The sequence below is a fragment of the Allobosea sp. P4_E12 genome, assembly GCF_056401655.1.
The window spans coordinates 36,996-46,699 of sequence record NZ_JBFUIY010000043.1 but is presented as its reverse complement, the minus strand read 5'-3'; the positions used below and the strand labels follow the sequence as shown (position 1 = coordinate 46,699).

Below are 9,704 nucleotides of genomic sequence, written 5' to 3'. Positions count from 1 at the left end.
GTGTAGATGTTCAGCGCGAGCATCACCACGTCGAGAACGGCACGCATCGACATTCCTCTTGTCGTCTTCAGGCTGGTGACGCGGAAAGATTTCGCCATCGCCGAAAAACTCCCGGCGCAGGCGATTGACATTCACGCGACGCAAGGCCTAGAAGGCCAGCGCCTTGGGGCTGTAGCTCAGATGGGAGAGCGCTGCAATCGCACTGCAGAGGTCAGGGGTTCGAATCCCCTCAGCTCCACCAGGCTTTTCCTGGTGGAATTTGGCTAGAAAACCAAAGACTTGGCGCATTCGCGCGTCACCGCGCATACCCAGCGACGCAGCAGTTCACCACCGAGCTTTTTTGCTGTCCTTTCCTCGCGATGGGTTGGCGGGCGGATTGCGTCATGGAGCTACCCCGCTGGCGGGATGACACTGGCGGATAACGCACCCCGAATACTCCAGCCGGTCCCGCCCACCAACTCCCGGAAGCCAATATCGAGCGTCGTTGAGCGAGACGCCGCCCGTCACCTGTCCGGATCGTCCGCCGCAGCGATGCCGCAAGTCCGCGTATTTTGGAGCCTGGGGTAGTTGAGCCTAGGATCAGGAGTTGTTGGCGTCCCCGCGAGCAGGTTCATCAGCTGATGGAGGCCAGATTGTCTTGGCAAAGGTGTCTTGTTGCAGCCGGTATCATCCTGCTGTCTGCCGGGATTGCGGGATGCACCACCACGGACGACGCTTCCGCGGAGGCAGCGAAACCGCTCGCTTACTCCAGCGAACAGCCCGTTGACTCGCAACCGGGCTCGGACCGCGCGGGAATCGACCGACTTATCGAACGACATTCCGCGCATTACGAACTCCCTGCGGATTGGGTCCGTCGAATCGTCAAGCGCGAAAGCAACTATCGCCCCACCGCCCAGAAGAATGGCCATTTCGGCCTGATGCAGATCAAACACGCGACGGCGCGAACCATGGGTTATGCCGGCCCGGCGGCCGGGTTGCTCGATCCCGAACTCAATCTCACCTATGGGCTCAAATATCTCCGGGGAGCCTGGCTCGTTGCCGATCGCGACCAGACCCGCGCCGACCGCTACTATCGCAACGGGTACTATTACGATGCCAAGCGGAAGGGGCTTCTCGAAGCAACCGGTCTCGGCAAGGACCGTACGCGGCTAGCCAAATCCCGCCACGCGACGGACAGAGTTCCCGATGCTCGTTAGCGAAGCTAGGCCATGCGACTGAGGACGTCCGTCACCCGCCGTTCTCGCGCCCGGACGGGCCTGCGCACGTCTGAGATCGTTCTCGGACACTGAGAGGCAGGTGCATCGGTAGACCTATTGGAACATCGGGGTCGATCTCCCGTTCAGCCACCAGTGACCAACAGCGCGCACCTTCTACTGCTGAGTGGATGAAACGTGGCCGAGGAAAACCAATTCATGCGTCCGATCGCGCCTCTCGCCCCCTCTCGGGCGGCGCCCGCTCGGGCGATCGATGGTGGCCTTGGCAATGTTGCCATTGGCGCTTTGATCGTGACGGCGCTCTATCTCGGGCGCGATGTCTTCGTTCCGATTGCTCTCGCAATCCTGTTCAGTTTTGTTCTCGCGCCACTCGTCAAAGGGCTCCAGAAACTTCGGGTTCCCCGTTCGCTCGCCGTCATCACTGTCGTTCTCATCGCCTTCGCGGCGCTCGGCGCCTTGACCGTGGCAATGGTCAACCAGGCAACCCAGCTCGCCGGAGAGCTCCCGGTCTATCAGAGCACGATGCGGGAGAAGATCGCTTCGCTGCGGGGGGCCGGCCCAGGCAGCGGTGTCCTCTCGCGCGCGGCGGACGTACTGCAGGATCTGGGCAAGGAGCTCGATAGGCCAAAGAAGGACGCTTCGCCGTTGGACCCGACGGTCCGCCCCCCGGACGCGCGGCCGATCCCGGTCGAGGTTCACCAGCCAGAGCCAGGTGCGCTGGAGACACTGCGAGCCTTTCTCACTCCCCTCATCCATCCGCTCACGACGACGGGTATCGTCCTGATCTTCGTCGTTTTTATCCTTCTGCAGCGTGAGGATCTGAGGAACAGGTTCATCCGGCTGACAGGAACCTATGATCTTCAGAAGACCACAGCCGCATTCGACGACGCCGCTCGCCGCCTCAGCCGGCTGTTCCTGACCCAGCTTGTCCTCAATGCCGGCTTCGGTCTCGTCATCGGCACCGGGCTCTGGATGATCGGCGTCCCGAGCGCCCTGCTCTGGGGCATTCTCTCGGCGATCCTTCGCTTCATTCCCTATCTCGGCGCCATCCTCTCCGCGATTTTCCCAATGGTGATCGCTGCATCCGTCGATCCCGGCTGGACCATGCTGGCCTGGACCGCCGCGCTGTTTCTGGTTGCCGAGCCGCTCGCCGGTCATGTTGTCGAACCGCTGGTCTATGGCCGCTCGACGGGGCTTTCGCCTGTCGCGATCGTCGTTGCTGCCACGTTCTGGACGTGGTTGTGGGGGCCGATCGGGCTGGTCCTTGCGACTCCGCTGACAGTTTGCCTCGTGGTTCTGGGCCGTCATGTCGAACGGCTGGAGTTTCTCGATGTCCTCTTGGGAGATCGGCCAGCACTGTCCGCTCCCGAGATCTTCTATCAGCGTGTGCTCGCCGGGGATCCCGCTGAGGCAGCAGACAAGGCCGAAGAGGTTCTCAAGGAGCGCTCCCTCTCCGTCTACTATGACGAAGTCGCCCTGGAAGGTCTGCGGCTGGCAGCCAGCGACGCGGCGCGCGGCGTCCTTGATGCGACACGACAGGCACGGATCCTGGAAACGGTGCGGGAAGTCGTCGATGACCTCGCCGACCATGATGACCGCAATCCAACAGTCGGAGAAACGACCAGCGACCCCGAGGCAGAAGCAGCAATCGCAGAAACCGACGAGGCCGAAAGTTCAGCCGACCTGCCGATTCTGGCATCGGAAAACCTGGGGGAGGCCTTCCGCGGTGAAGACCGGGTGGTTTGCGTCGCCGCCCAATCGGAGCTCGATGAGGCTGCTGCCCTAATGCTGGCGCAGATCCTCAGCAAGCATGGGCTCCCGGCCCGCGTACTGCCTACAGACACGCTCTCGACGAATAACCTCGCCGCGCTGGCAGCGGATCAACCCGCCCTGATCTGCCTGTGCTATCTCGACGGCACGAGCTCCGCTCATATGAAATACGCCATCAAGCGCCTGCGCCGCAGGCTACCATCCGCGATCATCATCCTTGGCAGTTTGTCGCCAGCAGCGGGCTCGGCGGCCCAACTCAAGACGGCGGTCCTCGCCGACGAGGTCGAAACGAGCCTGCGCGGCATGAGCAATGCCTGCCTGACGCACGCGATGCGCAACACAGACACCTCCATCGCCAAAGAGTTGAGTGTGCCCGACATCGGAATGTCAGGAAACTTGGCGACCATGTCCGCCGGACATTCGAGCTAAGACAGGCCTACGCTATCGCACCGAGCACTCTCCCCTATAGTCGTGGCGATCGTCCATCAGTGAGCGGAACCATGCGCGTTGCAATCGTTGGAGCAGGAGCGATCGGCGGGGTTGTTGCCTGGCATATGACCCAGGCGGGTCAGCGGCCCGTTATCATTGCGCGCGCTGAGACCGCTGCTCTGCTCGCAACGGAGGGCCTGACGCTCCAGTCTCCCTCAGGGACCGAAACCGTGGCGGTGCAGGTCGCCGCCGATGCAGCCTCCGCAGGGGTCCAGGATCTCGTTCTGGTCGGGTTCAAGGCTCATGACTGGGCGAGCGGTCTCGATTCGATCCGGCCCCTGATCGGGCCATCGACGATCGTTCTGCCGATGCTGAACGGCATTCCCTGGTGGTATCTGCAAGGTCTGGGAACGCAGTTCGGCGACCGGAGGCTGGCATCGGTCGATGCGAGCGGTGCGATCGAGGCCTCCATTCCAGCCGGTCAGGTTCTCGGCTGCGTCGTCTATATCGGTGCAAACCGGCCCGCGCCGAACGTCATCGCCTGGAACGGCAGAAAGCGTCTTGTTGTCGGCGAGCCATTGAAGCCGCATGACAGCCGGCTGGCAGACGTCGTCGCGTTGTTGAGAGCGGGCGGGGTCGATAGCGAGCAGAGCGCAGATATCCGGACTGAGGTCTGGCAAAAGCTGCTCGGCAATGCAGCCTATAATCCGCTTTCGGCCGTGACCGGGGCGACGGTCGACAAGATCGTGGGAGATCCTGCGGTCAGGGCCGTCGCAAAGTCGATCATGGCGGAGTGTGTCGCGGTTGCCGCCGCGCTCGGGGTCGAGAATCTGCCAGAGCTTGAGGCACGCCTCGAACTCCCTCCGACATTGATCGGTGTGAAAACCTCGATGCTGCAGGACATGGAGGCGGGGCGCCCGCTGGAGCTTGGCGCCATTGTCAGCGCTGTTGCGGAACTCGGTCGCAGGACGGGCGTGCCAACGCCGCTGATCGAGTGCGTTGGCGCCCTGGCGGCCAATGCCTGGCAGCAGCGATGGGGACAATGATCGGGGCGAGGTCAGAACATTATCCGCCTGTGATGATCTCGACCATGCGCGCTGCCAGGTGAGACAGCGGGCGGCTGCGGGCGGTCATCATGCATATCGTGATCGGGATGCGCGGCGTGATCTGCAGTTGGGCGAGGCCATCGAAACGTTGCGCCTCGAACAGCATGCTGTCGACGAGTGAGACATCGCCATCCCGGGCCAGCAAATGCGCGACGGTGATGCTGTAGGGCGCCGTCATGAAAGGGGCGTAGACGAGCCCGGCCTCTTCGTGCGCCTTGGCGATCAGCCAGCCGAGCGGCGACGATTCCCGATCGAAGCAGAGCAACCGGCGCCCCGCGAGTTCGGCAAGATCGACGCTGCCCTGCGCAGCCAGAGGATCATCCTTCCGGACCAGGGCAACGATCGAGCCTTCGGCTAGCGGCGTCAAAGCAATGTCGTCGCTCACGCGCGGCGAGAACATGAAGCCGATATCGGCCGTCCCGTTCGAAAGCTCCGCGACCGGATTGCCCATGATGAGCTCAGCACGTGCGTCGGGATGCGTCGCCAGCAGCTTGCGCAGGGCCCCCGCAACCAGTCCCTGTCCGATGCTGGGCGTCGCGGCGATGCGCAGTGGCAAGGCGCGCCCGGCACGCAAATCCGCGACGGTTTCTCGCAGATTGCACCATTCGCTCTCGACCGCGTCGAGGCTCGCCATCAGTTCCCGCGCTTCGGAGCGCAATACCAACCTGCCGTCGCGCCGCTCGAAGACCGGCACTCCAAGGCTTGCTTCACTCCTCGCCACGATCTTGCTGATGGCCGATTGCGTCAGGTTGAACGCACGTGCGGCCTCAATCGTCGTGCCCAAGCGATGCACCGCAAGCAGGATGCCGGCCTGGGTCGGCGTGAGTTCGCTCATGGGGCGCGCTCCATCAAGCAGGCGAGCAGGACCTGCCCGGAGTGCTGCAGGTGGGAGCCTTCCCGATGATGCGCATAGGCGATGACGGCCGGGCTCGCGCGCAGCGGCCGCACGGCCAGCCCCTCGGTCAATCCGCTGCTGATCACGAAACCATCAACGATGGCGACGCCGCAGCCCTCGCGCACGAGATGGCAAGCCGAGTCGGTATGACGGACGGTGATCGAGATCCGCGGTGCAAGGCCCGCTTTGGTCAGAGCCTGCTGGAAACTGTCGGCGCTGCTGAAACCATCCGGCCCATAGCTGATCAGTCGACGCCCCGCGAGGTCCTCGAGGCCGATTTCGTCTCGCGCAGCCAATGGATCTGTCTGAAAAAACACGCAGACAAGCGGACTTTCCTGCAGCGTGATATTCCGCAGCCCTTCGTTCGGCAGGGGCCCGTAGGTGATTGCGAGATCGGCATCTCCCGCCGCCAGATGGGCGGCGACATGATCGAACATGATCTCGACAGGTGCCGCATCGCCGATGGCGCGTCGGGCTGCCGTGATCGCGGGCGGCAGGATGCTGTGGGCCAGTCCCGGCACCGTCACGATCCGGAGGCGGTCGACCATGCCGACCCGCATCATGTCGGCCTCATGGCGAGCCCGCCTGAGCGCCGCGAAAGCCGGCTGCGCCCGCTGGGTCAGGGCCTGCGCCTCAGGCGTCGGCATCAAGCGGCCCTGCAAGGTCGTGACGAGGTTCAAGCCGAGTTCGAACTCGGCAAGCCTCAACGCCTTGATCACGGCGGACTGGCTCATCTCTAGCCCTTGCGCCGCCTCACCGGTCCCGCCGAGCCGGACGAAGGCGTCGAGGACCTGCAGTGAGGAGAGCTTCATGACGCACCCTATTCCAACTGGTTGAAGATCTTGCCAAATCTTTCATTAGCAAGACTAGGAGGCCCATGAAAGGATGCCGGCCGTTGTCGGCATAGAACCGGCACCACAGGGGATCGCGATGACCAGATTTCGTTCGATGGTTTCGGCTGCCGCGCTTGCGCTCGCCGTGATGACGCCTGTGATGGGCGGCCTTGCTTCCCCCGCCCTTGCCAAGGGTGTGTTGAGACTGGCGCAGACGCAGGATCTCGTCTCGCTCGATCCGATCGCCACCAGCGACAACGCTTCGATCTTCGCGCAACTGCTGATTTTCGACACACTGCTCCGCCCGAGCAAGGATGCCACCAAGCTCGAGCCTGGCCTTGCCGAGAGCTGGCAGGTCAGTGCCGACGGCACGACCTACACATTCAAGCTGCGCGAAGCGAAATTCTCCGACGGTACCCCGGTCACGTCCGCAGATGTGGCGTTCTCACTGAAGCGGGCCGGCAGCGATGCGAGCAACTGGAAGCGCTTCTTTTCGGGCATCGAGACGATCGAGACGCCGGATCAGCGCACGGTGATCCTCACGCTCAAGAAGACCTTCACGCCGCTTCTGAACAACCTGGCCTTGTTCTCTTCCGCCATCCTGCCGCAAAGGGCTTTCGAGGCGGCGCCCGACCGCTTCTTCGAAAAGCCGATCGGCTCGGGCCCCTTTACGGTTGCAGCATGGAATAAGGGCCAGGGTCTTTCGCTGAAGAAGAACGCATCCTACTGGCAGGCCGGCAAGCCCGACCTCGACGGCGCCGAGCTCCTTGTCATTCCCGAAGGCAACAGCCGCGTCCTGAAACTGCAGGCTGGTGAGATCGACGTCGCCTTGGAAATCCCGCTCAACCAGTTGCAGAGCCTCAGCCGTTCGGGCGCGATCAAGACTGCTGTTGCCGATGTCCTGCGCAGCGACTTCGTGATGATGAACACGAAGAAGAAGCCCTTCGACGATGTCCGTGTCCGTCAAGCGCTGAACTATGCCGTCGACAAGGAAGGCCTGGTCAAGGCGCTGCTCTATGGAACCGGCAAGGTCGCGAACTCGCCGATGCCGCCCATGGCCTATGCCGATTCGACGCTGAAGCCCTATTCCCACGATGTCGCCAAGGCGAAAGCCCTGCTGAAGGAAGCCGGCTATGCGGACGGCTTCAAGACCTCGCTGTTGATCCACTCGGGACGTCCGCTGCACCGCCAGCTCGGACAGGCGATGCAAAGCGCTCTGGCGCAGGTCGGGGTGACGGCCGAGATCAAGCTGGTCGAAGGCGGCACGCATTGGTCGACAACCAAGGCGGGCGACTACGAGATGGCGGTTTCCTACGCATCTAGCGACACGATCGATCCCGATCAGCTCGCCGGCTTCCTGATCGTCAATCCCGAGCGCGCCAATGCCTACCACACGGAATGGAAGAGCGAGCGGGTCAACGAGCTCTACGAAAAGGAGCGCGTCACGGCCGATGGTCCGGAGCGCGGTGGGATGTTCAAGGAGATGATCAAGCTCGCGCATGAGGGCGCGCCGTCGGTCTTCCTGTTCTATCCCGGCACGTCCTACGCCTATCGCAGCAATGTCGAAGGCTTCGAAGTGCTTCCGACCTCCAATTTCCGCCTGGAGGACGTCAAGCTGAAGTGAAGCGCCGGCGGCCCCGCAGGGCCGCCTCTTCTTTCAGAAGCTCATCATGGTCGGTTACATCTTCAAACGGCTGTTCCAGCTGGTGCCGGTGCTGCTTGGCATCACGCTGGCCTGCTTCTTCCTGCTGCGCGCGCTGCCGGGGGATCCGGCAACGCTCTTGCTCGGGGCGCGCGGCGGCCCTGAGGAGGTTGCGCTGCTGAAACAGCGCCTCGGGCTCGATCTGCCGCTCTGGCGGCAATATTGGCTGTTCCTCGGCGATATCGGTTCAGGGACCCTCGGCCGTTCGGTGGTGCACGGCCGCGCGGTCTCGGAACTCGTGCTCGAGCGCCTGCCGGCGACGCTGTGGCTCGTCGCCTATTCAACCATCATTGCCGTCATCCTCACCGTTCCTCTTGCCCTGCTCTCGGCGGTCGAGCGGGACAAGCCGGTGGATGTCCTGATCAAACTCGTCTTCACCATCCTGCTCGCCATCCCCTCATTCTGGCTGGGGCTGGTCCTTGTCGTAATGCTGGCGATCTGGGTGCCACTGTTCCCCACCTCCGGGTACGGGGACGGCTTTCTTTCGCGGCTGCATCATCTGACGCTTCCCGCCCTGGTGATTGCCCTCGCGACGGCATCGCTGACGATCCGCAGCCTGCGCAGCGGCATCCTGAACGTGCTCGGCTCGGATTATGTCACGACGGCCCGGGCCAAGGGTAATGGCACCAACCGCACGATGCGCGTGCACGTCCTGCCGAATGCCCTGATCAGCTCGATCTCGGTGCTCGGCGCACATACGAGCTGGATCATCGGTGGCACGGTCGTGATCGAAACGGTCTTCGCCCTGCCCGGGCTCGGCTCGCTCTTCGTTGAATCGATATTCGCCCGCGACTACCCGATGATCCAGGGGCTGACCATCGTCTTTGCCGTGCTCGTGGTCCTGATCAACCTGGCGACGGATATCGCCTACGCGCTGGCCGACCCGCGCATCAGGCTGGATTGAACCATGACGCGACTGCGCCGCCTCAATCCGACGCTGCTAATCGGCCTCGTGATGCTCGCCCTGCTGAGCCTGTTCGTCGGGCTGGGGCAAGTCTGGACACCGCATGATCCCTTCCTCATCGACTACGGCAATACGTTGCAGCCGCCCTCACTCGGCCACTGGTTCGGCACGGACGATCTCGGGCGCGATGTCGCCTCGCGGGTCATGGCGGGCGGTCTCGTCGATCTGAGGGTGGCACTGATCTGTGTCGCGGCGCCGGCCATGTTGGGCGCGGCGATCGGTGCGCTCTCCGGCTATGTCGGTGGCCGCGTCGATACCGTGATCATGCGTATCACCGACATCTTCTGGGCCTTCCCCTTCCATGTCCTGGTGATCGCCATCGTCGGCGTGCTGGGTCCCGGGGAATTCAACCTCTATCTCGCCTTCCTGCTGGTGAACTGGATCTCGTTTGCCCGCATTGTCCGTGGCGAGGTGCTGGTGCTGCGCGAACTCGAATTCGTGCAGGCAGCACGCAGTTTCGGCGGTACCGACCGGCACATCGTTGCCAGGCATGTCCTGCCCAACGCCGTGACCCCGGCAATCGTCTATGCAATGGCGGATGTCGTCCTGACGATCCTGGCCGTGACCTCGCTCAGCTTCCTCGGCCTCGGCATCCAGCCGCCGACACCGGAATGGGGGCTGATGATCTCGGACGGCCGCGAGTTCCTGTTCGACGCCTGGTGGATCGCGACCTGCCCGGGTCTCGCCATCATCTATACCGGTGTGACCTTCGCCCTGATCGGCGAGGGGCTCGACACCGCCTTGCGCCCGAAGGGCTGACCTTTTCCTGCGCGGCCGATGCCTGCGCCATG

8 protein-coding genes and 1 tRNA gene are annotated in these 9,704 nt (G+C 63.3%); 7 read left to right on the top strand and 2 right to left on the bottom strand.

Going from position 1 to position 9,704, the window contains the following annotated elements:
* Positions 1-165: 165 nt before the first annotated feature.
* The 4 genes from AC1DW9_RS32090 (at position 166) to AC1DW9_RS32075 (ending at position 4,459) form a co-directional block, all read left to right on the top strand.
* Positions 166-241: transfer RNA gene (locus tag AC1DW9_RS32090), tRNA-Ala, on the top strand.
* Positions 242-620: 379 nt separating this feature from the next.
* Positions 621-1,196, top strand: coding sequence for a transglycosylase SLT domain-containing protein (locus AC1DW9_RS32085; RefSeq protein ID WP_476855303.1), 576 nt, complete (start codon positions 621-623; stop codon positions 1,194-1,196).
* A gap of 216 nt (positions 1,197-1,412) precedes the next feature.
* On the top strand, positions 1,413-3,413 hold the full coding sequence (locus AC1DW9_RS32080) for an AI-2E family transporter (protein WP_476775543.1): 2,001 nt from the start codon (positions 1,413-1,415) through the stop codon (positions 3,411-3,413).
* Between the two features lie 71 nt (positions 3,414-3,484).
* A complete protein-coding gene (locus AC1DW9_RS32075; RefSeq protein WP_441492412.1) occupies positions 3,485-4,459 on the top strand; it encodes a ketopantoate reductase family protein in 975 nt (324 codons plus the stop codon).
* Positions 4,460-4,478: 19 nt separating this feature from the next.
* Here the strand turns inward: AC1DW9_RS32075 and AC1DW9_RS32070 are convergent, their stop codons facing one another.
* Positions 4,479-5,354: a LysR family transcriptional regulator gene (locus AC1DW9_RS32070; protein WP_441508195.1), complete on the bottom strand. Its 876-nt coding sequence runs from the start codon at positions 5,352-5,354 to the stop codon at positions 4,479-4,481.
* Positions 5,351-6,226, bottom strand: coding sequence for a LysR family transcriptional regulator (locus AC1DW9_RS32065; protein ID WP_441492410.1), 876 nt, complete (start codon positions 6,224-6,226; stop codon positions 5,351-5,353). The genes AC1DW9_RS32070 and AC1DW9_RS32065 overlap by 4 nt, the downstream gene beginning before the upstream one ends.
* 118 nt (positions 6,227-6,344) lie before the next feature.
* Between AC1DW9_RS32065 and AC1DW9_RS32060 the strand changes: the two genes are divergently transcribed.
* The 3 genes from AC1DW9_RS32060 to AC1DW9_RS32050 are packed head-to-tail and all read left to right on the top strand — an operon-like array spanning position 6,345 to position 9,672.
* On the top strand, positions 6,345-7,871 hold the full coding sequence (locus AC1DW9_RS32060; RefSeq protein ID WP_476775544.1) for an ABC transporter substrate-binding protein: 1,527 nt from the start codon (positions 6,345-6,347) through the stop codon (positions 7,869-7,871).
* 46 nt (positions 7,872-7,917) lie between these two features.
* The gene (locus AC1DW9_RS32055) at positions 7,918-8,853 is read left to right on the top strand and encodes an ABC transporter permease (protein ID WP_441492408.1); all 936 of its coding nucleotides are present in this window, start codon (positions 7,918-7,920) and stop codon (positions 8,851-8,853) included.
* Positions 8,854-8,856: 3 nt separating this feature from the next.
* Entirely contained in the window at positions 8,857-9,672 is an 816-nt protein-coding gene (locus tag AC1DW9_RS32050) for an ABC transporter permease (RefSeq protein ID WP_441492407.1), read from the top strand.
* Positions 9,673-9,704 lie beyond the last annotated feature (32 nt).

Excerpts from the sequence above, each read along its gene's own strand:
- AC1DW9_RS32050 (WP_441492407.1), top strand. The coding sequence starts at position 8,857 with ATGACGCGACTGCGCCGCCTCAATCCGACGCTGCTAATCGGCCTCGTG.
- AC1DW9_RS32065 (WP_441492410.1), bottom strand. The coding sequence starts at position 6,226 with ATGAAGCTCTCCTCACTGCAGGTCCTCGACGCCTTCGTCCGGCTCGGC.
- AC1DW9_RS32075 (WP_441492412.1), top strand. The coding sequence starts at position 3,485 with ATGCGCGTTGCAATCGTTGGAGCAGGAGCGATCGGCGGGGTTGTTGCC.
- AC1DW9_RS32080 (WP_476775543.1), top strand. The coding sequence starts at position 1,413 with ATGCGTCCGATCGCGCCTCTCGCCCCCTCTCGGGCGGCGCCCGCTCGG.
- AC1DW9_RS32060 (WP_476775544.1), top strand. The coding sequence starts at position 6,345 with ATGACCAGATTTCGTTCGATGGTTTCGGCTGCCGCGCTTGCGCTCGCC.
- AC1DW9_RS32055 (WP_441492408.1), top strand. The coding sequence starts at position 7,918 with ATGGTCGGTTACATCTTCAAACGGCTGTTCCAGCTGGTGCCGGTGCTG.
- AC1DW9_RS32070 (WP_441508195.1), bottom strand. The coding sequence starts at position 5,354 with ATGAGCGAACTCACGCCGACCCAGGCCGGCATCCTGCTTGCGGTGCAT.
- AC1DW9_RS32085 (WP_476855303.1), top strand. The coding sequence starts at position 621 with ATGGAGGCCAGATTGTCTTGGCAAAGGTGTCTTGTTGCAGCCGGTATC.